Raw genomic sequence first — 21,853 nt, 5'->3', positions numbered from 1 at the left:
TCGTCTCCTCTTCCAAAGACTTACCAGACTGCATTTTTATCCATTTCATACACTTCGTTTAACGTATTTAATGCTTGTGTTAAATCCTCCGTGTGTTCACCATTTCTGCCGCTTCCGTTCGTTTTTTGCAACGGTTTGTCCGGGATATAAGTCAGCGTATCTTTTACATCTGCCAGCCATTGTTGCTGCAATTCTTCTTCACTGACAATCAACTGGTGTTTCTCCATCTCTTTAGCTTCGGGGCCAAGTTCTAGTACGTCCAAAAACTCATCCCATGCTTCTTCTATCCGAAATTGCAAACGCGACTTGGCCTCGTCGGTAGAATCTTGCAGCTGACGAACCCACGTCTTCCAGTGAGCAAGATGATATGTTTGTTCCATCAATACCTTTTGAGCTGTATCTGCAAGTGGTACGTAAGAACTTTGCAACAGTGCTTCTAGTTTTACTTTTTTAAATGTTTCATAGAGATATTGGCGGATAACCGTCAGTGCCCAATCATAATAAGGCTCTTCAATATAATCTCCTTCACCATTTTTCTTTTCTAAATAGACAGCATTCCTGCGTTTTTCAGAAGAACGGTCATGAGCCAAAATGTCCGCTTCTCCTTCTCCAAGTTCTTCTAGCAATTGATAGTATAAGACAGCATGCCCCATCGTGTTTTGTGTAATGGAAGAAAAAGAAACATCTTCTTCGATGTGCGGTGCTAATCCCAGCCATTCTGAGCCACGAAAAGAAATGATAAAGTCGTCATCCGCCAGCTGATATAAAAGTTCTGTTAATGATTGCAGGTAAGCTCTATCTTGTTTTGCTTCATCTGCTGTTTTAATAACAGTCATTTCTTTTTCACCTCTTTCCAAGATAATATTTCTTTTTCGTCTAACATATCTTGTTCTTTTTCACGCCATTTTCTTTTTAAATAACCGTAGCCTTTTGTTGTCCGGTAGTCTTTATTGTTTAAACGCTTTGTCCATTGCTGGCGTTCTTCGCTTGTCATTGACCGGATATGATTGCGAGGTACTACCCACACATCTATGACATTTTCACGGCGCATAAAATTTTCCTGAGCCATGCTGAGAGCGATTTCTTCATTCGGAGCTAACAAACTGAACTGATGTTGAACTGGAGCTTTATCACTTTTTTTACTAAAAACTTCATATTCTTGATAAAAAGCAGATCCATCTTGCCTTTCTCCCATTGTTTTTCTCTCCTCTCTCTTTTTCATTATGAGTAAGCAGGGGCAGGAGCCAATGCTTGTCGTACCCAGCGGTTTTTCTCGTAAGAAATTTCTCTTAGACGGATGCGTTCTTTTGAACGAGGTCCATTATTACTGATAATTTTCTTAAATTCATTCCAATCAGGTTGCTGGTAAATCCAATATTCTTTTTCCTCGTCGTAACGAAGAGTTTCATCCGGTATAGTCAACCCTAAAGAAAACACGCGCGGTAAATACTTATCAAGGAATGCCTGGCGCAATTCCTCATTTGAACTTTTGCGAATTTTGTACTTAGTAGTTACTTCTTGTTTCGATGAGCCCGTTGTGGACGCAGAATCAGGACCAAAAAACATTAACAGAGCCGGCCACCAGCGATTCACCGCATCTTGCAGCATGTTTCTTTGTTGCTCTGTTCCCTCGGCTAACTCCATGATGATAGCTTCTCCGTGCTGGGCGTGAAACACTTCTTCTGCACAAATCCGCTGCAGCGCGCGCTGATAAGGACCATATGATGCATCCAACATGTTCGTTTGTGAAATGATAGCTGCTCCGTCTACTAGCCAGCCAACGACACCTGCATCAGCCCATGTACGCGTTTCCATATGAAACACATTATGAAACTTTAAATCACCAGTTAGTAAATCATTCATCAAATCTTCTCTTTGTTTCCCATATGGTTTGATTAAATCTTCTGCTACTCGCAACAGAAGCTGGCCATGTCCCATTTCATCTTGAACTTTAGCCATAATGCCAAGTTTTCGTTTTAATGTAGGCGCTTTCGGTGTCCATTCTTTTTCTGGAAGCGCCCCCATTATTTCGCTTATACCGTGCATGGAAATAAGCTTAATGAGTGTTTGACGATATTCTTCAGGCATCCAGTCATCTGCTTCTATTTTTTCGCCCGCCTCAATGCGTTTCATAAACTGTTCATATTTAACAGGATCTTCATTTATAGTAGATGTTTCTTTTCCGCCGTGTTCTACGAAATTATACATCGTAACACTCCTTATAACGTTTTCTTAACGTCATTATATAAAAAAGTAATATAAATATCAATAATAAACTTTTATATTTTTCTTTAAATTAGATCAACTGCTTGGGATGCAAGGATTAAAAGGTGTTAAATTCATCAGTATAAAACCATTTGATATTGACAGCGTTTTCAAAAATAGGTATTTTAAATGTGTTAAACATATTACAAAATTCAATAATTTCGTTTCATTTTTATTATGAAAGGGGAATTTGAATGACAGCTTATGTGTCAGAAGAAACACTAGATCGTTCGCAAATGAGAGACCTCCAATGGAAACGCTTAAAACAAACGATTAATCGTGTTTATTCCCATGTTCCTTTTTATAAAAAGGCTTTTGAAGAGCAGGGAATTACTCCAGAGGATATAAAGTCTTGGGACGATGTAAGCCGGCTTCCATTTACAAAGAAGCATCATTTGCGTGAAAATTACCCGTTCAACTTACTTGCTGCACCGATGGAGGATATTGTAAGACTACATGGTTCTTCTGGTACTAGCGGAAAACCGACCGTTGTAGGATACACACAAAATGATATCGATCACTGGGCAGACATTGTAGCACGTGCCATTTACATGGCAGGCGGACGAAAAGGAGACGTGCTTCATAATGCATATGGGTATGGATTATTTACTGGCGGCCTCGGACTCCACCAAGGCGCGGAAAGATTAGGGTGCGCAACTGTCCCTATTTCTGGAGGAAATACATCGAGACAAATCACTCTCATTCAAGACTTTAAACCTCGCGTTATATGCGGCACACCTTCGTATATCTTAAATGTCGGGGAAACGATGAAAAAAATGGGGATAAATCCAAGAGAAACCTCTGTAGAGTATGCCATTTTAGGAGCAGAACCATGGTCTGAAGAGATGAGAACAACCATTGAAGAATTGTTTGATATAAAAGCTATGGACATATACGGTCTTAGTGAAGTGATGGGTCCTGGGGTAGCCATGGAATGTAAAGAATGCCAAGACGGCCTTCACATCGCCGAAGATCATTTTTATGTTGAAGTCATTGATCCAGACACACTAAAACCTGTACCAGAGGGAGAAGACGGAGAAATTGTCTTTACTAGCTTAACGAAAGAAGCACTGCCAATCATACGCTACCGTACAGGAGATATTTCATCAATTACTCGAGAAACGTGTAAGTGCGGGCGCACGACTACAAAAATGAGCCGTATTAAAGGACGCATCGATGATATGATTATATTGCGCGGTGTTAACGTGTTCCCTTCCGAAATCGAACGCTGCATCATGCAAATGAAGGAAATCGGAACGAACTATCAGATTCACCTAACTAAAAAAGGTGTCATGGATCATGCACAGCTGCAAGTAGAGGTATCTGATTCATTTTTTGAATCACTGCCAGAGAAAAATTTTGAAAACCCAACATGTAAGGATTTAATCAAGAAAATTCAAAGCACTTTAAAAACAGAAGCACTTGTTTCCATGGAGGTATGTTTAAAACAACCAGAAGAATTGCCTCGTTCTGAAGGAAAAGCCAAGCGAATTGTCGACCGCCGCTCTTCAGATTCCCTATCGGTATCTTCTTAATAAGGCATTGAACGAAGGATGTACTGTCCTTCGTTTTTTTATCCTTTAAAGATGTTTCACATGAAAGTATAAGTAAAACCATGGCTTTCGCCCTAAGAATTCGGCGACAAACCAAGTTTTTCTAACACGTTAAAACAGGCAGTGAATTTTCTTTCCTCTATTAAACAAAACGGTATAACGTTTTTATATTTTATAGTAAAATATTCAACAAATGATTATGTCTTATATAAATGAATTATTTGATATAATATGGAAAATGAAAGCAAAGGAAAGGTACAAACTATGGAAAAGAAAACGCTAAATACTCGGTCGATGATTTTCACATTATACGGAGATTACATTCGCCACTATGGTAATGTCATATGGATTGGAAGCTTAATTCGTTTGCTGAAGGAGTTTGGACACAATGAACAGTCTGTCCGTGCTGCCGTTTCACGGATGAGCAAACAAGGATGGCTGCAATCGGAAAAGAAAGGAAATAAAAGTTACTATTATTTAACAGAACGTGGTCGTGACCGTATGGATGAAGCAGCAGAGCGTATTTATAAGTTGGAATCACCAAAGTGGGATGGTGAATGGCTCATTCTCGTTTACACAATACCCGAGGAAAAACGCCATATACGTGACGAATTAAGAAAAGAACTGGTATGGAGCGGCTTTGGACTGCTTTCTAACAGCTGCTGGATTACTCCCAATCCTCTCGATGGACAAATTCATAATTTAATTCAAAAATATGACATTGAAGGTTACGTTAATTATTTTCGTGCATCACATGAAGGTATGAGTGACCATAAAAGTTTAGTACAAAGATGCTGGGATCTGGATGAAATTAACGAGCTGTATTCTCAGTTCATTCAAAATTACAGTCAAAAATACATCATCGATAAAAACAAAATTGAGAAAGGAGATATGAGTGACGGCAGCTGTTTCGTAGAACGAACGATGCTTGTTCACCAGTATCGTAAATTTCTATTTGTTGATCCAGGCCTGCCGCAGGAATTACTTCCTCAAGACTGGCTTGGCGACTCCGCAGCAGCCTTATTTGCTGATTATTATAAAACACTTGCAGAGCCCGCCACCCGTTTTTTTGAGTCGGTGTTTGAGCAAGGCAATCAAGAAATAAAAAAAGATAACCACTATAATTTTCTTGACCACCCCTATATGAGCCCCCAATCAAACAATCATTCTTAATAAAGCCTATGGAAGATGGGGGATGCACCTGTTTCTCTTTTCTGATAAAAAAAGAAGGTGCATCATCTTCCAATAGCACCTTCTCCCGTGATTATTCATCAATCCTTTTTAATATCTCTGCATTTTGAAATTCTTTCCCTTTTTGTACATACGTCTCTATCGTTTCTTCAATGAGCGATAAATCCTTTTCTGTTAATTCACGCACCACTTTTCCCGGTGAACCAAGCACTAATGAACGAGGAGGTATAACCTTACCAGATGGTACCAAAGCGTTTGCACCAATAATAGAATATTCTCCTATTTCTGCTCCATCTAAAACAGTGGCCCCCATTCCTACTAATACACCTTTTTTCAGCTTACAGCCGTGGACGATAGCACTATGTCCAATCGACACTTCATCTTCTAAAATAAGCGGATACTGATCATACAAATGGCACACCGTATTATCTTGTATATTACACCGGTTACCAATTTTGATGGGTGATTCATCTCCGCGCAGAACTACGTTAAACCAAATACTAGATTCAGACCCAATCTCGACATCTCCAATCACTTTAGCACCGTCCGCTACGTAAACCGATTCATCTACTTTTGGTGAGTGATTTTTGTAACGATAAATCATTCATTCCTCTCCTTTTCCTATCGTGTTATACTTTTAAATATAACATATTTTTAACGGTGGTGTTTTTTTATGAACGATTTAACCGAACTACTCGATATTGAATACCCCCTTTTACAAGGGGGGATGGGAAATGTAAGTCATGCAGAACTTACCGCAGCAGTTTCAGAAGCAGGAGGGCTTGGAACCATCGGCGCTGGTACTTTTGCTCCTGAAACATTTGAGCAAATACTAAAAGATGTTGCGTCACAAACAGATAAACCATTTTCTGTTAATGTACCGCTGTCAGTAAACCCTGATGCAAGAAAGATTTTATCTATGGCCGTAGAGCACCGTGTCCCGGTCGTTACGTTGTCAGCCGGCAATCCAGCTCCTTATATAGAAAATCTGACAAAAGAAAACATCATCGTCATGTGTGTCGTATCGAACCCTTATCAAGCATTAAAAGCGGAAAAAGCCGGGGCAGATGTTATTATCGCAGAAGGATATGAAGCAGCTGGTATCAATGCAAATGAGGAACTAACAACGTTTACCCTTATACCTCAAATTGCTTCTAGGGTTCACATTCCTGTCGTAGCAGCAGGCGGCATTGGTGACGGACGCGGGTTGCTCGCTGCTATGAGCTTAGGTGCACAGGGTGTTCAGCTTGGAACCCGTTTAATCGCTACAAAAGATGCAAAGGTTCATCAATCGTACAAACAAGCAATATGTGAAAGTGACGCAGGTGGTACCGTTATTACTGGAAGGCCATACAAAAAGATGAGACGGCTGCTAAAAACTCCTTACGCAGAGAAACTGCTTGAATGGGAAAAAAATGAAATGCCTTCCGAAGAATATTTCCAAAAAACAGATGAAACACACCACATTAAAGGAGCCATAGAAGGAAAGTTAGCAGAAGGACACGTAAATGCAGGTCAAATTTCTAGTTTAATTAATGATTTACCAACCGTTTCTGCGTTGTTCCGCCGAATGATAGATGAGGCTGAAGGTGCGTTTCACAGTCTCCCATTACGTTAGACTGTACAGCATTTATCCGTATACAAAACAAATATTGCATCCATTGTTTATTTTCAACAAACTTGTTGAGGGCTGTCACAAAGTCATAAAAAATGACTTTGTGACAGCCCTCTTTTGGTCTATAAACCTTCCGTCATATTCTCTCATTCTGGACGGCGTCCACAGCTTTTCAGTGTAGAGGATGATGACACAGCTCCTCCTTTTTATACTTTGGGAATGTTTAACTTTATTAAAGAATTAACGTAAGTAAAACTACGGCTTCCGCCATAAGAATTTATCGGCGAGCTAAGTTTTCTAATGGTAAAAAAACAAAAATGATTGCGTTTTCATATTGACATATGCCGAATATTTGATATCCTTTTTATAACAAAAATAAATATTTCGTTTGATTAACGTCATATACAGGAGGGTAATTTATGGCAGTGTATACTATTGTAGACCAAGATACGTGTATTGCGTGCGGAGCTTGTGGTGCATCCGCTCCTGAAATCTTTGATTATGATGATGAGGGGCTTTCTTTTTATATTGGAGATGACAATCAAGGCAATACGCCAGTTGATGAAGATTTATTAGATGATTTAGAAGATGCAATGGAAGGTTGTCCGACAGACTCTATCAAACGAGCAGAAGAAGCATTTGATGGAGACCCTTTGAAATTTGAGTGAACGGGGAGTGATGAAAAAATGGCCAAAGAAAACTTGGTAGATATAACGATTATCGGTGCCGGTCCTGTAGGGCTTTTCACCGCGTTCTATGCAGGGATGAGACAAGCTTCTGTCAAGCTGATTGACAGCATGCCGGAGGTTGGCGGACAACTGTCCGCTTTATACCCCGATAAATATATTTATGATGTCGCAGGTTTTCCAAAAATCAAAGCACAAGAACTAGTTGATCAGCTTCACGAACAAGCACAAGCATTTTCTCCAGAGATTTGTTTGAACGAATCCGTAGAAAATGTTGTGCGCTTAGAAGATGGCACGTTTGAATTAACTACTCCTGCTGGTACTCATTACTCACGAAGCATCATTATTACAGCAGGAGCTGGTGCCTTTCAACCAAGAAAGTTAAAGGTTGATCGAGCTGACCACTTTGAAGAACAATCCTTGCATTATTTTGTTAAGGATCTTGAGTCATTTAAAGACCGCCGGGTTCTTGTTTGCGGCGGAGGAGATTCGGCTGTTGACTGGTCCCTTGCGTTAGAACCGATTGCAAAGGAAGTCACACTCATTCACCGCCGCTCTTCTTTTCGTGCGCACGAACATAGCTTAGAACTGTTAAAAGAATCATCAGTAGACATAAAAACACCGTATGAAGTGGGCAAAATCATCGGCGAGGACAAGATTGAACAAATTTTAATTCAAGAAATAAAAGGTGACTCTACTCATCTGCTAGATGTTGATGACATGATTGTCAATTTTGGGTTCGTTACTTCTCTCGGTCCACTAAAGACGTGGGGACTTGATATTAACAAGAACGCAATTGAAGTGAATTCCAAGATGGAAACCAATATACCAGGAATATATGCAGCGGGTGATGTATGTACGTATGACGGCAAAGTGAAGTTGATTGCTACCGGTTTTGGAGAAGCCCCTACAGCGGTCAACCATGCAAAATCGTTTATTGATCCTTCTGCTAAACTGCATCCAGGTCACAGCACCACACTATTTGCCAAGTCCTAAAACAAACTACCAAAGGAAAAGAAGTTCACGCTTTTTTTCCTCTCTATAAATATTCAAAATATTACCAATTAAAAGGAGGTTTTTTATTTTATGCAAAGACAAAGGCCGTACGGCGGCATTCAACCTGGGATTAAGTGGGGACCGTTTACACTAAGACTGCCCGGTGCCCATATTAATCTTACGCCCAGCCAACACATTCAAGGCGGCTTTCTTCTGCTTGCCACTTGCGGCTCTGTTACTCCACTTATGATGCAGTATTTTGATGTATCATTTGAGATTGCCTGGACAGTAAGTTTGGTGATGTTATTCTGGGTACTTGCCCAAACTTTTTTATTCGGCGATGTCTATGCTGCCGGAGCTATCACATCAGGGCTTCCTTTAACAATCGTTTTTATGAATGCGTTTACACCAGGGACAGAAGCAATTCAGGCTATGATTGCTGTTACGCTGATTGTCGCTTTTCTTTTCTTCTTCTTTGGCATAACAAAATTAGGAGAAAAATTTAACCGACTTGTTCCAAATTCACTAAAAGCCGGTGTTATTATGGGGGCAGCTATCGCAGCCTTCCAATCGGAACTAGACAGACTCCCTGAAATGCCATTTTCACTTATAACCGCTTGGATTATTGTGTTAATTCTTATGTTTTCCATTCCATTTTCAAAGCTTCCCAATAATAAAGTGAAACTCTCAGCAACTGCTAATGCTTTACTTGTGGCGTTAGCCGGCGGTGCTGTAGCAGGTTTAATAAGTGGTGAAGTCAGCTTTGATATATCCTGGGGATTTTTCGTCCCTCCAATTGGAGAAACAGTAGCTTCCTTATCCTTGTGGTCTGTTGGACTGCCGTCATGGGACATATTCATGGCTGCGATTCCAATTAGTTTAATGATTTATGTGCTGGCATTTGGTGATTTACTAGTGGCAAATACTTTACTCAAAGAAGCTAATCATGCAAGAGAAGATGAGACGATTGATATTAATTCTACCCGCAGCCACTATACTCTCGCCTTACGAAATGTAGCACAACTTCTAACGGCAGGACCCCTTCTCTGGGTGCACGGCCCCATTTGGACAGGCGTACAAGTATTCTTACTTGAACGTTATAAAAAGGGCAGACATGTTATGGAAAGTATTTTCACAGGTCCTTTTAACTTTTACTTAATGGCTATCCCTTTAGGTTTATTGCTGCCTGTTATCGGTCTCATCATGCCGCTGTTTCCTGTTGCATTGTCGGTTACTTTGCTGCTGACAGGGTTCGCATGCGCATATGTTGCTATGTCAATGGTCAGTAATAATACGGCTCGCGGTGTCGTACTCATTATTGGAATGCTGACTGCTTTTCAAGGGCCTGCTTGGGGCATGGGAATCGGTATTGTATTATGCTTGGTTCTTATCGGAAAAAGAGAAGAGCAAGATCATTCCCCTGAACAAGAAAAGGATGATATCGAAATAACAGAGAAAACAGGATAATACATTCAAAGCTGTCCGGGAAGTCGCTATATCTTCTCAGGACAGCTTTTTTCATCTTTCTACTAATTCTCCTGCCGCAGCATTCTCCATGATTCATCCATGCTGAAATTTGATATTTTTCCGATCAGTGTAAACAAAAGCCAGCTGTGTTTGTATGAAAACAGCACAGCTGGCTTGATGTTTAATGAAAAGCGGCATTTTAACTTTTTGATGTATCTTCTGCATGCAGTCGTTCATCAATATATACTTTCGGTAAAACCGCTTGTTTCACTTCCCCTTCGCCAATGGTTTCACGTTCGTTTTCTAAAACAACGTGTGTCGTAACAGAACGCGGCCGTATCTTGGCAAGAGTTGCTTTTACCGTTACCGTGGTACCCAGCGGTGATGGAGCAGAATGCTCTACACTGACAGAAGCTCCCATTGCTTCCTCCTCTGACTCCAAGCAGGGAAGAATCAGTTTCCTAGAAATAAGCTCCATGTGATATACCATAGATACGGTGGAGTATGTCGGATGAATCAACTCTCCTTCAAATGCAGCAAACATATCCTCTGTCACTGTGAACGTCATCGTCATCGTTTTACCTTCCTCTAAACCGGGCTTCATATCCTTTCACACCTCTTTGTTTACTGTTCTTTCATCTATTCTACTATATGAATGTTTTCTGGATGTTTTAATTGAACAAAGCCGTGCTTATCGTTGTGAAGTTCACCTGCAACATTTATCTTCTGACCAACATAATCTGGGTTTATTTTCAGTCCAAATGCATGTTTATCTTGTGCTTTCAATGAAACAAGCAGCATATTCGATGGATCAGTTTCAAAGGGAGAATCAGCAATTAACAAATTATCATTATTATAAAACGCAGGTTCGAGTGCAAACGTATGTTTATTTTTGACGTTCCCTACAATATAACCCGGCACTTCCACAGTACCCGTTTTTTGTTCAATCACATCAGTGACAGTTGAGTGATCAAATGTTAACTCGACTGTTTCCACAGCATGTTCCTGTACATCTTCTTGATAAAAATGCATCGGCTTATATTCAAAACTCTTAAACAGATCGATTTGATCGCGATAATGCTGAGAGTACTCACCATTTTGATTAATAAAACCTATTTGTCCCGGAGGTGTCACATTTTGACCGCTTGGCCCTTCTTGCGTCATCTCCACAAAATGATTTTCACTGCCTCGGTTCATACTAATAATTTCTTCTTGATCACCAAGACCATGCGGAACACCTACCAGTGACTCAGCACCAAACGTCATCGTTTCAATCGGCATTTCCCAATCTGTGATAGATTCACCATGCTCTTCTTGCAGCTCTGTGACTGCTTCTTCTAAGCTTTCTGCAGCAATCTCTTCTACAGACTGTCCATTCAGCCAATTATATTCTGTTTTTAAGGCTGCCTGCTCTTCTTGCAGAATTCGAATCAATAGGCTGGAACTGCTTTCCCCAGCGTATTCTTGTAAGTCTTGCAGATCATCCTTTAAAATACGCTCTTCTAGTTGGTTCACCCAAGCATCTAAAACCAAATTAGCCACTGGTTTATCGTAATAACCATCGTTATTTTTGTCTTCTTTTAAGCCATTCCATGCTTTAAGCTCTTCATGAATATCTTCATATACCGGGTCATCCGTTTTTTGAGAAAGTACATTTAATAGAAACGGCTTAAACCATTTTTCATCCAAGTTAGCAAAACTCGCCTCATAGTTTATATCGTTTATATCTTTTACTGTTAAGGACTCTCGCTCTTCTATACCGTCTATAAATTTATGAACTCTGTTATCAACACCCCATCTGCTGTTTCTTTCATTTGCATTCCAATTGGGGGCAGGCTTATTGTTCCAGTTTGCAATATAACCGCGCTCCGGGTTGATTTCAGAAGGATTATCCTCTGGACTGCGAAATCCTTTCCAGTCGTATTCACCGGTTCCAGGGGTCGGTAATCTCCAATCAATCCGTTCATCTCGAACAGGGATTTTCCCGGTATGAAAGTACCCAATATTATCATCGTTATCGGCATAGAACCAGTTAAGCGACATCGTATAATCTTTTGCCGCTTCATGGAATTCATCCACGTCTTCTGCCCAGTTCATGTTGAGATATGCTGCCCAGCTGTCAGCTTCTGTTCCCCGAAATGACCAACTTTTTGTGTAAGCTGTGCCGCTTTCTTCATCTTTCCAAATAACCGGCCCATGTACACTGTAATAATAATCCCTTTGAACTGTTTCTATGGTGCCATCTTCTTGTTTTATTTCAAAAGTTTCTGTTTGCTTTTCAAACTCTTTCCACTCCCCGTTATGCAAATACTCATTTGGGTTATCCGGATTTAATGTCTCTTCAAAAATATCTACGACGTCACCGTATCCAGCTGTTGCCCCAAATGACATTTCTTCTGTTGTTCCAAACATAATAAACGGGTATCCTATAAAGCTGGATCCTTGAATATCAAATTCTGGACCGTGCAGACCGACTTCATAAATAAATCCTGGTGCACTAAATCCAACTTGCGGGCCTCCAAACATTATCGGATTTTCAGACGCTGATTGAGAGGAACCAACAACTACAGCGTTACTCCCTACTTTCAGCGGAACACCCAATTCCTTTGTTGTTTGGCTAAATCGATCTCGCGCTGTTGTTACCGCTTCTCCTGCCTCTTCGCCGGCATTATTATTCGTGTATTGCCCAAACGGTGTTCCACTCCCCGAAGACGCTTCAGAATCAGAAGTCGTTGGAGATGCAGAATCGTTCAACCAAATAACGTCATTAAAAATGGCTTTGCCTTCTTCTTCACCAAATTCATCCGTTAATTCTTGCAAAAATTGAGCATTTTGAAGTTCTTGTTCTTGATCCATAAACACCGTCATTGATGCCATATACAAACGAAGTACATCGACACCGCTCCAGCGTTCCGGCTGCATGTTATACTTGCTGAATTCTTTTGATAATTTTTCTTCCGGGTCTTCCAAAGCTTCTTGTACGTACGTATCAATCCCTTTCGCAAAATTTTCTAACACTTCTCTTGCGAAAGAATCCATATCTTCAATCATCTGCTGAATTTCTTCATTACTATAGCCATCACGGCGCATTTTCTCGTCGTGCGTTAAGTATTCTTCCCCAAAGACAGCAGAAGCCGTTCCTTCATTTGCCCTTTTAAACATTTCAAGTTGGAACAAACGGTCTTGTGCCATCACATAACCGTATGCTTGATACATGTCATCGATGGAATTGGCATAGATATGCGGAACACCGTACTCATCTCGATGAATCGTTACGCTAGAATCTGAAGCCGAGACTGCTTGTCCACTGTGGGGGATTACTGCAGTCAAAATAAAGAGTACGCTCATTACAAATGATAATAAAGATTTTCTTTTCTTCATTGAAACTCCCCTCTTTCATCTGTTTATGTTTTCTTTGAGACATCGAAAAAAGCGCCAAGCTTTTTATACTTTCCTGCCGTTTGACAAAACGTATTTTCACCTCCCTTTCTTTTGAAAATTGTGGAAACGGTTACATTATAACAAACACTTTAAAATTTTCATACAATTAATATGTCCTAAAATTGTATGACATGTATATTACGTGATATTATATTTAAGTTGTTTTATTATTTTTAACAAACATAAAAAGCTACAGAAAAGCATATTAAAATTTTTATTTGCAATTTTAATTATCACAATATTGAAACGGCATTATAATTTCTGTTATATTTAATGTTAAGAGGTACGCATGGTATGCTAGCTTATTTAATGAGGAGGGGGACGTATTGAAGTCAAATGTTGATGAAATAACCGTACACCAGCAGTATAAAGAGGAAATCATCAATGTGATGGAAAAAGAACCTTATGCCCAATTTTTAGGCATTGAATTGATAGATATCGGAGAAGGTACTGCGGTGGCAGAATTAGATATTACCGATAACATGATTAACTCGCACGGAACAGTACATGGAGCGATAACATTCGCCATTGCGGATTATGTTTTTGCCGCTGCGTGCAACTCTTATGGGCAAACAGCTGTTGGACTGTCCACCACCGTAAACTTTATGGCAGCCGGCAAAAAAAACTCTCGCTTACGGGCAACTGCGCATGAAGAAAAGAAAAATCACAAAATTGGCTGGTATAAAATAAACATTGAAAGCGATGGGGAATTAATAGCGACAATGGAAGCGACTGCGTATCGCAAAAGTGATTATTTTGTCCCCATCGATGAGGAGGGTACATAATGAGTAAAGTGTTACTTGAGCAAAACGGTCATCTAGCAACGATTACTATTAACCGGCCCGACCAATTAAATTGTTTCGATTACGACACACTTCTGCAGCTTGAAGAACAAGTAAAATCGATTCAGCTTGACCGAGAAGTTCGTGCAGTCATTATTACGGGTGCCGGAGAAAAAGCGTTCAGTGCGGGTGCTGATTTAAAAGAACGCCGGACACTCGGAGAAAAAGAGGTACGTCGAAACGTTAATAAAATTCGTGACGTCTTTGCGCTTATCGAAGAACTGCCACAGCCTACAATTGCTGTAGTCAATGGATATGCGCTTGGTGGAGGATTTGAATTGGCACTTGCTTGTGATTTTCGTATAGCAAAAGAAACAGCCAAACTCGGTCTTCCTGAAGTGAGCATGGCCATCATTCCCGGTGCTGGCGGCACCCAGCGTTTAACACAGTTAATTGGACCGTCTAAAGCAAAAGAACTTATTCTAACAGCCCGTCGTATTGATGCATTGGAATCCGAGAAAATTGGCATTATTAATCAAGCCGTTCCCCAAGAAAAATTAATGGAAACCGCTCACGAGCTGGCAGATGAAATAATGCAAAATGGACCTTTAGCTGTAATCCAGGCAAAACACGCCATTCAGCAAGGCAGCAATGTCGACATTCATACAGGAATGGCAATAGAATCGAAAGCTTATGAAGTGATTATTCCAACAGAAGATCGTGTGGAAGCACTTGAAGCTTTTAGAGAAAAACGGGCTCCAAATTTTAAAGGGAAATAAAAAAGCAAAAAAACCTGGCGCATTTCTGTCCCAAAATAAAAAGAGCAGATTTACACTCCGCCCTTCCGCTGAAAAAATTATGGGAAGCGGCTTTGCTTTAGAAGAGGCAACCGCACAAACAAGTAAAAGAATGGGATGAACGACAGGGGATATGGCTTAATATTTAAGACTAATTTGACTGCGAGTCAAATTAGTCTTTTTTTAACAGACAGGAAAACATAAAAGTTTGGCATTTTCATTGTCCAGCACAAGCGCCTGCTCGCTCAGGCGCACACGACGTGGGTCGGTTCAACGCCCAACACAGAACGTGCTTCCACAGGATGTGGTGACTTCAACGCCCAACACAGGACGTGCTTCCACAGGATGTGGTGACTTCTACGTTGCACACAGGACGTGTGCGTTCTTAGTAGAAGAACCTTACAGAAGAACCTTACCGAAGTTCCTTTACCGTAGCCGAACCTCCTTCTTTAAGGCACTTGCGCCTTTCTTTGTTATGACAGCGAAATGAAGCTCTTATAAACCGATTCCATATCATTACCAAAAAATGTTTGTATGTAAAGTAAAGCCCCCGTTCCTTTAACGTGGACATGAATCTTTTGAAAGTGGTACATGCCCAATCGAATAAAAATGACGAAAAGCTTTCATTCTTCAAAGACTTTTTCATACAATTCTTTTAGAGGTGATTATCGTGGCAAGAGTAGCATATAACGCAAATGACGTTAATTTAATCGCAAGGATGATGAGAGCAGAAGCCGTGGGTGAAGGTCAACAAGGGATGCTTATGGTTGGGAATGTCATTGTAAACCGAACAACAGCGGATTGTTTAGATTTTGAGGATGTAAGATCTATACGAGATGTCATTTTTCAAGTTCAAGGTGGAAATTACTCTTTTGAAGCAGTACAAAAAGGCAGTTTATTTTACAGACCAGCAAGAGAAGCCGAGAGAAGGTTAGCACGAAAAGTTATAAAGTATTGGAGACAACACCCTGCGAAGTATTCTCTTTGGTATTATAATCCATATGGTGAATGTCCTCCTACATGGTTCGGTCAACCATTTGCAGGACAATATAAACAACATTGTTATTATGAACCAGAAGCTAACACGTGCGAAAGTGCTTATAGATAATAACAAATACCCCCCACACATTCAGGATAAGCGGCAACTATCCATTCTAATTCTTCAATTCCTTGCTTTCTAGGTACCGCATAAATTTTTCTCCTGCTCCTTTTCACCGTTATCAACAAGAATGCTTCCGCCACCGCCGTTAGGTTCCAGTAATATGCTACCTCCTTGTCCAAATCAATAAAATAAACATCAAAGTTTACGGCTCGATAAGCCACACTATCATTACCAAACTGGTCTGAATCAAGTACTCTTGCTGACAATACAGAGAATTGTGCACGCTTTGCGTTATTGCTTGGTCTAAAGATATTATCTTCAGCATATCCGGTTGTAACACCAGCTCCTGTGATGTTTGCCATGTATTATGGATGTCAATCGTTTCGCTGCATCTCATTTCACTGAGTTTTTCAATAAAAAAAGGGCAGGAAATGACATCCTGCCCCGATTTTGGGATTATGTATTTTAAAAATTGGCGCCCTAGACAGGATTCGAACCTGTGACCTACAGCTTAGGAGGCTGTTGCTCTTCCACTGAGCTACTAGGGCTATTGAGAGACACCTGTATTTTATCACCAACAATTTTTTTCTTCAAATAAAAAACCTTCAAGTGCCAGCAGCTGCTTTGCTGCAACATATGCAGCTTTTCTCCTCACAGTGTAAAAAAAGGGGACACAGCAGAAAATATCACTGCTGTGTCTTTTTTATTTATTAAATGTTTGGAGCTTTTACTGCTTCGTTTGTTGAATGCAGTTTGGCTGCTCCGCTGTCTTTGGCTGCTTGTGCAACAGCACTTGAAACGGCCTGCACCACTCGTTTATCGAGTGGATTCGGGATGACATAATCTGGCTCCAGGTCGTCTTCTGGAATAAGATTTGCAATCGCATTGGCTGCAGCGATTTTCATATCTTCATTGATTTCACTGGCTCGAACATCTAACGCGCCGCGGAACACTCCTGGGAACGCAAGCACATTGTTGACTTGGTTCGGGAAATCAGAGCGCCCGGTACCAATCACGTGTACGCCAGCTTGTTTTGCTTTTTCCGGCATAATTTCCGGAATCGGATTTGCCATTGCAAAAATAATTGGGTCTGGGTTCATCGAATGAATCATTTCTTCGGTAATACTGTCAGGTGCAGAGACGCCAATGACAACATCGGATTCTTTCATTACGTCTTCTAGTGTTCCTTTTTCCTGATGACGATTTGTCACATGTGAGAGTTCCTGTTTGATATCATTCATCCGCTCTGTTCGTCCTTCATAAATAGCACCTTTTGAGTCACACAGAATAACGTCTTTCACGCCTAAAGACAACAATAATTTAGTTACAGCAACGCCGGCAGCTCCAGCTCCATTAATCACAATCTTGCTTTCTTGTATGGTCTTATCAACGAGTTTCATGGCATTTATGAGTCCAGCCAATGTCACAATCGCTGTTCCGTGCTGGTCGTCATGGAACACAGGAATGTTAAGAGCTTCCCGCAAAGCATCTTCAATGACAAAGCAGTCTGGTGCTTTAATATCCTCTAAATTAATACCGCCAAACGTTGGTTCTAATGCTTTCACTGTTTCAATAAAACGGTCTACTTCTTTGTTATTAATGCTGAGCGGAAATGCATCAATCTCTGCGAATTCTTTAAACAGCAGTGCCTTTCCTTCCATCACTGGCAAGGATGCTTCCGGTCCAATATTGCCTAACCCTAAAACAGCTGAACCATTACTGACAACCGCTACTAAATTTCCTTTGCTCGTGTAGTCATAGACCGTATTAATATCTTCCTCAATGTCTTTACAAGGTTCTGCTACCCCGGGGGAATACGCAAGGCCCAAATCTTCCTGGCTCTCCACCGTAATCGTCGAATGTGTCCCGATTTTGCCGGGGTTTTGTTTATGCATTTCTAATGCTTTCTCTCTCATTGTCATATAAGATTTCCCTCCACTGTTTTGTCTAAATTTTCTGTTTTTTAAATCTTAGAAATTATTCTAACACAACGAAGGGAGAGTTTGCATGTATTTTTTTAGAAAATAATTTCATCTAGTCAAATGACGCATGCATTTTTGATGTGACAATGTCTGTGCAAATTATCAACGAAGGGGAGGGAACTTCTGCTATGTTCACAACATACACAGGACGTATATACACCGTGTACAGCCGGGCACTTGGAAGGGCATGAATCTCTCCTTTTCTGCCAATGCAAAAAACCAACTTGCCAATGCAGGCAAGCTGGTTTTTCATTGCACCATCACCAAATCGACAAGCGGATGACTGTTCTCTAGTTCCGAATACTTAATAAAGGCATCTCGTTTACCCATCGCTTGAATGTCTTCTTGAAGCTTGTTCGCTTCCTGATCATTTTCTGGATCAAACTCTAGCAGCCGAGCAATCGTTGCAGCAATCGCTTTTGGTTGTATATTTCGCTCGTTTAACTCAACTGCTGGCTTTACGAGACGATCACTGCGGTGGACTTTTCGAATCGGTCCTCTGCCGACTCGTTCTACGCTGTCGGAAATGTGAGGGTTCTGAAACCTTGAGGAGATCTTTCGGTGATATGTCTGCATATCTTCTTTCGTAAAACCGTATTTTTGCACGAGCAGCTCTCCTGTTTCGGCGATAACCGCTTCATATGCTTGTCTCACATTGTCATTTTCTATTGCTTCTTTAATAGTCGCCGTTCCTTGCACAAATCCATTATAAGCAAGTGCTGCATGTCCTGTATTGACGGTAAACAGCTTTCTTTCTACATATGGCATAAGCTCATCTACGTACGTAATAGCCGGGACGGGGGGAAGCTCCCCTTTTATTTCTGTTTGGTCAACCACCCATTCAAAAAATGCTTCGACCTTCACTGTTAAATCGTCATCTCCCGGTTGAGCCGGAACGATGCGGTCAACAGCTGCATTAGGAAAGCCAATAAATTGTTGCGCTTGCGCTTTTTCTTCTGACGATAAATGCTCCCACACATAATGTCTTAATTGTTCGGTTGCACCGACCATGTTTTCGCATGCAATCACATTAACAATGTCTTCCCCTTGCTTTAACCGCCTTTTTAAGCCTTCAGCAAGAATAGGCGCAATAGCTCTTAACACATTTGGACCCACAGCGGTTGTAATCAAATCGGCTTGTGCAATTTTCTCTAATAATGCTTCTTCTTGTTTCTCATTATGGACTGCTTCGATGTTTGTTACATTGATGGTTTGTGTTTCATTTCCAGCAAGCTCGACCTTGTAGCTCTTTTGTGCTTGCAATTGTTCAATCAACGTATCATTAATATCAGCAAAGCACACGGTATACCCGGCCTCATGTAATACTTGGCCGATAAACCCTCGTCCGATGTTGCCAGCACCAATTTGCAGTGCAAGCATTTAAACCACCTCTTCAAACAACGCAAGCAGCTCTTGCTTTGAATTAGCTTGAATCATTTTTTCAATGTTTTCTTCTTCGGAACAAACAATCGCGATTTTTGATAAAATATCTAAGTGTTCATTGTCTTTTCCTGCAATTCCAATCAGTATTTTTACGATGTTTCCATCTCCAAAATCTACACCTTCTGGAGCGTGGACGATGGAGAGGCCGGATGCTTTGATTTGCTCTTTCGCTTCTTCGGTTCCATGCGGAATTGCCACATAATTTCCCATGTAGGTAGACGTTACTTCTTCGCGTTCTAGCATAGCATCTACATACGCTGGTTCTACGTAACCTTGTCCAGCCAAAATGTCACCTGTTTTTCGAATTGCTTCTTCTTTGTTATTCAATGCGACATTCATTTCTACATTGCTTTCATTGAGTATTGACTTTTCCATTCTACTCACTCCTATCTATGTTATCTTTTCTTTTAAACGCTCTCTAAATGATTGAGCCATGAATGACTGGATACGCTGTTTATCTCCAGAAGCAAACGTTTGAATCGATTGATCCGTTTGTATAATTTGTTCACTCACAGCACTTAATACTTCATAAACCTCTACCTCTTCATTATCTGGCGCTAGTAAAAGCAGCAGATGCTTTACCTCTGTCAGTGTGCCATCCATGGATGGTAAATATACGGATTGAGGCAGTACTTGTATAACAAAGCACGGGGCACTGACAAAAGTGCCTCTCGTATGAAATAACGCCAAACGTGTGTTGGGGATTGCCATGCCGCCTGCTTTATGACGTTCCCATAATGCTTGAGCTGTCTTGCCAGCTGATGTAATCAACTGGCGCTCTTTCAAATTGTGACAAACTTCTTCTAACGCACTATACACATCTTGAACAAAGGCGGGACGATATACGTCAAATTGCTGCAGCAGCCGTATCATCGTCCAACTATACAGCTGAATGGATTCAATATCTCGTTCTGCGCTTCGGGTTTCATTTCCAGCCTGTATATCTTGTTCGTAGGGAATATGTTTTTTTAGTTCGAGTTGATGAATTAATGATTTAACACGAGCTGCATCTTCTTTCGTTAAAAATGGATTCACGGTAATAGAAGGCAGCTGTTCATGTGTAATATCTACGGTTGATATGACAAGGTCATAATTGCTTTCATCTATATTTTCTAATTCTAGTACAGACATATTTTTCATTTGTTCAATTTCTGGAACTTCTTTTTTCAGCCGTGTCGTCAGCATCTTAGATGAACCAATGCCACTAGAACAGACGACAAGTGCGCGGGCTTTTTGTTTATCTCGCAGCTGTTCCAAGGCTGAACCAAAATGTAAGACGAGGTATCCTATTTCCGCTTCCGGCAGCGTCATTTCCGGCAATGTATAGCCGGCCGCCTTTTTGACAATAGAAAATAGTTCTGGATAATCTCTTTTTATATCGTCCAGTAAGGGATTGTGAATTTTCATGTTTTCCTTTAATCGAAAAAGAGCAGGTTCTAAATGGGATGTCAGCCCTTGATAGAGGGAGTGATCTTGTACCAGCGGCTTCCCTGTTTCGTGTTGAACAAAAGACATCAATGCCTTAGCACAGGCAGCTGCAGGCAAGTGGTCCAAATCCCAGTTCTGCTCGGGTTCTTGCCGCAGCTTCGCCCCTCTAAGATGCATCGTAATATATCCAATTTCTGCTTCTGGTATATCCAGCTGAAAAACACGTTCCAAACGTTGAATTAACTGATTAGCTGCTTCAAATTCTTTTGTGTTCTTCAAAGAATGGAGATGTTCTTGATTAATTTCAATGTTTTCTCCCTTCTGTAATCGTTCGACAGCCAGAGTCACGTGGACAACCAGTCCAATATAAGCACTATCTGCAAAAGAGTAAGGAAGTGTGTCTTTCATTTCATGAAGTATTTGTTCGACAGTCACCCATTTTTCTTTTTCCACAAGGCCTAACAGTCGATTAGAAATAGGCGATGTATCTGTTTGGACGGAGCGCTTTTTTATACGTTGCTGCATCGCTTCAAACAAATCAGTTTCTTCTAGGTTTTCTGCGATTAAACCGCTCATAGCATTGCGTTTCGATGCTTCCGCTCCTGAAATTTTCACCCCGTATCCGCGCCTTCTGACCAACTCCAAGCCAAAGCCTTGCAGCCATTCCTCTATTTTATCTAAGTCATAACTCACCGTTGCTGCTGATACTTTCAATTCATGAGAAAGAGTGTTTAATTTCACTGGCTCTTCTGCTTCCAAAAGAGCCGATAAAATCAGCGTACGCCGTTCTTCTTCGGTGTACTCTGGAGCATGTGTCTGCAGCAATGCCAGGCGTAAATCCTGTTTATCTTCTGTGGCGCCGGCAATCCACATGCCTTTCCCTGTTTTCTTCACTAACTCTAAATGATAAGCACCAAGTAACTTTTCCATTCCTTGTACGTCCCGATGTATCGTTCTCGTGCTCACTTGCAGCTCTTTGGCTATTTTAGAAACAGGTACAGGATTTTCTTTTTCTAACAACGTGTGAAGTAACGCGCGTTCTCTTGCGGTAACATAGTAATCAGACAACACTTCCCCCCTCCTTTCTTCCAGCTTTCCTCCTTAT

At 40.8% G+C, this 21,853-nt stretch carries 20 protein-coding genes and 1 tRNA gene; 9 read left to right on the top strand and 12 right to left on the bottom strand.

The annotated features are described in order from the left end of the window. Positions 1–20: 20 nt before the first annotated feature. From paaC to paaA, 3 genes are read right to left on the bottom strand one after another with little or no spacing between them, the layout of a single operon-like run. Positions 21–836 (bottom strand): 1,2-phenylacetyl-CoA epoxidase subunit PaaC, encoded by an 816-nt coding sequence (gene paaC, locus BLT18_RS11890; protein ID WP_091274277.1) that lies wholly within the window; start codon positions 834–836, stop codon positions 21–23. Continuing rightward, the gene (paaB, locus tag BLT18_RS11885; RefSeq protein WP_091274275.1) at positions 833–1,195 is read right to left on the bottom strand and encodes a 1,2-phenylacetyl-CoA epoxidase subunit PaaB; all 363 of its coding nucleotides are present in this window, start codon (positions 1,193–1,195) and stop codon (positions 833–835) included. The genes paaC and paaB overlap by 4 nt, the downstream gene beginning before the upstream one ends. 26 nt (positions 1,196–1,221) lie before the next feature. Continuing rightward, a complete protein-coding gene (paaA, locus tag BLT18_RS11880) occupies positions 1,222–2,208 on the bottom strand; it encodes a 1,2-phenylacetyl-CoA epoxidase subunit PaaA (RefSeq protein WP_091274273.1) in 987 nt (328 codons plus the stop codon). 251 nt (positions 2,209–2,459) lie between these two features. Between paaA and paaK the strand changes: the two genes are divergently transcribed. Together paaK and paaX are read left to right on the top strand one after the other, a co-directional pair. After that, a complete protein-coding gene (gene paaK / locus BLT18_RS11875) occupies positions 2,460–3,800 on the top strand; it encodes a phenylacetate--CoA ligase PaaK (RefSeq protein WP_091274270.1) in 1,341 nt (446 codons plus the stop codon). A 282-nt stretch (positions 3,801–4,082) separates the two neighbouring features. Further along, on the top strand, positions 4,083–4,991 hold the full coding sequence (gene paaX, locus BLT18_RS11870) for a phenylacetic acid degradation operon negative regulatory protein PaaX (RefSeq protein WP_091274268.1): 909 nt from the start codon (positions 4,083–4,085) through the stop codon (positions 4,989–4,991). Between the two features lie 91 nt (positions 4,992–5,082). Here paaX and BLT18_RS11865 read toward each other — a convergent pair whose 3' ends face one another. Further along, positions 5,083–5,613 carry a gamma carbonic anhydrase family protein gene (locus BLT18_RS11865; protein WP_091274267.1) on the bottom strand — a complete coding sequence of 177 codons (531 nt, stop codon included), beginning with the start codon at positions 5,611–5,613 and terminating at the stop codon, positions 5,083–5,085. A 69-nt stretch (positions 5,614–5,682) separates the two neighbouring features. On the opposite strand from BLT18_RS11865, the gene BLT18_RS11860 reads away from it, so the two are divergent. From BLT18_RS11860 to BLT18_RS11845, 4 genes are all read left to right on the top strand, one after another. Further along, positions 5,683–6,627: an NAD(P)H-dependent flavin oxidoreductase gene (locus BLT18_RS11860; protein ID WP_091274265.1), complete on the top strand. Its 945-nt coding sequence runs from the start codon at positions 5,683–5,685 to the stop codon at positions 6,625–6,627. A gap of 416 nt (positions 6,628–7,043) precedes the next feature. Continuing rightward, positions 7,044–7,292 (top strand): ferredoxin, encoded by a 249-nt coding sequence (locus BLT18_RS11855; protein WP_091274263.1) that lies wholly within the window; start codon positions 7,044–7,046, stop codon positions 7,290–7,292. Positions 7,293–7,310: 18 nt separating this feature from the next. Next, positions 7,311–8,306, top strand: coding sequence for an NAD(P)/FAD-dependent oxidoreductase (locus BLT18_RS11850; RefSeq protein WP_091274259.1), 996 nt, complete (start codon positions 7,311–7,313; stop codon positions 8,304–8,306). 90 nt (positions 8,307–8,396) lie between these two features. Next, a complete protein-coding gene (locus BLT18_RS11845) occupies positions 8,397–9,773 on the top strand; it encodes a SulP family inorganic anion transporter (protein WP_091274256.1) in 1,377 nt (458 codons plus the stop codon). A 199-nt stretch (positions 9,774–9,972) separates the two neighbouring features. Here the strand turns inward: BLT18_RS11845 and BLT18_RS11840 are convergent, their stop codons facing one another. Further along, positions 9,973–10,377: a thioesterase family protein gene (locus BLT18_RS11840; protein WP_091274255.1), complete on the bottom strand. Its 405-nt coding sequence runs from the start codon at positions 10,375–10,377 to the stop codon at positions 9,973–9,975. Between the two features lie 35 nt (positions 10,378–10,412). Then, positions 10,413–13,154, bottom strand: coding sequence for a penicillin acylase family protein (locus BLT18_RS11835; protein ID WP_091274252.1), 2,742 nt, complete (start codon positions 13,152–13,154; stop codon positions 10,413–10,415). A 386-nt stretch (positions 13,155–13,540) separates the two neighbouring features. Between BLT18_RS11835 and BLT18_RS11830 the strand changes: the two genes are divergently transcribed. From BLT18_RS11830 to BLT18_RS11815, 3 genes are all read left to right on the top strand, one after another. Continuing rightward, on the top strand, positions 13,541–13,999 hold the full coding sequence (locus BLT18_RS11830) for a PaaI family thioesterase (RefSeq protein ID WP_245705257.1): 459 nt from the start codon (positions 13,541–13,543) through the stop codon (positions 13,997–13,999). Continuing rightward, positions 13,999–14,775: an enoyl-CoA hydratase-related protein gene (locus tag BLT18_RS11825; protein WP_091274250.1), complete on the top strand. Its 777-nt coding sequence runs from the start codon at positions 13,999–14,001 to the stop codon at positions 14,773–14,775. The genes BLT18_RS11830 and BLT18_RS11825 overlap by 1 nt, the downstream gene beginning before the upstream one ends. 688 nt (positions 14,776–15,463) lie before the next feature. Beyond that, positions 15,464–15,901 (top strand): cell wall hydrolase, encoded by a 438-nt coding sequence (locus BLT18_RS11815; RefSeq protein WP_091274238.1) that lies wholly within the window; start codon positions 15,464–15,466, stop codon positions 15,899–15,901. Here the strand turns inward: BLT18_RS11815 and BLT18_RS11810 are convergent. The 6 genes from BLT18_RS11810 to BLT18_RS11780 form a co-directional block, all read right to left on the bottom strand. After that, on the bottom strand, positions 15,892–16,257 hold the full coding sequence (locus tag BLT18_RS11810; protein WP_091274234.1) for an S-layer homology domain-containing protein: 366 nt from the start codon (positions 16,255–16,257) through the stop codon (positions 15,892–15,894). The two genes, BLT18_RS11815 and BLT18_RS11810, sit on opposite strands and share 10 nt — an antisense overlap. A 111-nt stretch (positions 16,258–16,368) precedes the next feature. Beyond that, positions 16,369–16,443, bottom strand: a tRNA-Arg gene (locus tag BLT18_RS11805). Positions 16,444–16,605: 162 nt separating this feature from the next. Further along, positions 16,606–17,817, bottom strand: a complete 1,212-nt coding sequence (locus BLT18_RS11800; RefSeq protein WP_091274232.1) for an NAD(P)-dependent malic enzyme — start codon at positions 17,815–17,817, stop codon at positions 16,606–16,608. 309 nt (positions 17,818–18,126) lie between these two features. Next, a complete protein-coding gene (locus BLT18_RS11790; RefSeq protein ID WP_091274227.1) occupies positions 18,127–19,257 on the bottom strand; it encodes a mannitol-1-phosphate 5-dehydrogenase in 1,131 nt (376 codons plus the stop codon). Beyond that, positions 19,258–19,695: a PTS sugar transporter subunit IIA gene (locus BLT18_RS11785; RefSeq protein WP_091274226.1), complete on the bottom strand. Its 438-nt coding sequence runs from the start codon at positions 19,693–19,695 to the stop codon at positions 19,258–19,260. It lies immediately after the preceding gene. Positions 19,696–19,710: 15 nt separating this feature from the next. Then, positions 19,711–21,816 (bottom strand): BglG family transcription antiterminator, encoded by a 2,106-nt coding sequence (locus BLT18_RS11780; protein ID WP_139184733.1) that lies wholly within the window; start codon positions 21,814–21,816, stop codon positions 19,711–19,713. Between the last annotated feature and the right edge of the window lie 37 nt (positions 21,817–21,853).

Source organism: Alteribacillus persepolensis (assembly GCF_900099605.1).
Lineage (GTDB): Bacteria > Bacillota > Bacilli > Bacillales > Marinococcaceae > Alteribacillus > Alteribacillus persepolensis.
The sequence above is the reverse complement of the archived record's forward strand: the minus strand, read 5'-3'. Positions and strand labels throughout refer to the sequence as shown.